Raw genomic sequence first — 521 nt, 5'->3', positions numbered from 1 at the left:
TTCAGTATCACATTGGTTTGGAATGGTACAACCGTGACCTTGGCGAGGGAGGTATGCCGCGATCGCTTTTGGATATAACCAACCACCAAAGCAAGCACCCGCAATCGGAGCAAGAAGGGGAACGATAAAGTAAGGGATGTCTTTAGCGCCGGTCAGTGCGTAATCCCAACCTGCAAAGTACGCGAACAGTTTAGGGCCAAAGTCACGAGCTGGGTTCATCGCAAAGCCAGTCAGTGGACCAAGAGAACCACCAATAACCGCGATCAGAATACCAATCAATAATGGGTTCATCGCGCCACGAGCGGCACCGTTGTTTTCATCACCCAGAGCCAAAATGGCAAACATTAATACAGCTGTAATGACGAATTCCACAGCAAATGCGCCAAAGAAAGAAAGAGAAGCGTGTGGGTAAGTTGAGAAAATACCAGCCGTTGCAAGGGCGTCTTGGCTGCTACGTACAAAGTTGTGTGCGATTTCGTAATCGGTGAAAAGGTTGCTGTACAAGCTGTAAACCAAAGCGG

Annotated in this window: 1 protein-coding gene; it reads right to left on the bottom strand. The window is 48.8% G+C overall.

The window, feature by feature from the left end; translation table 11 throughout:
- On the bottom strand, positions 1–521 hold a 521-nt coding region (locus R8N47_RS28330), incomplete at both ends, for an MIP/aquaporin family protein (protein WP_318186500.1).

The organism is Vibrio sp. 2132-1, assembly GCF_033344315.1.
Note: the sequence above shows the minus strand (reverse complement) of the source record. Positions and strands in the feature narration are given on the sequence as shown.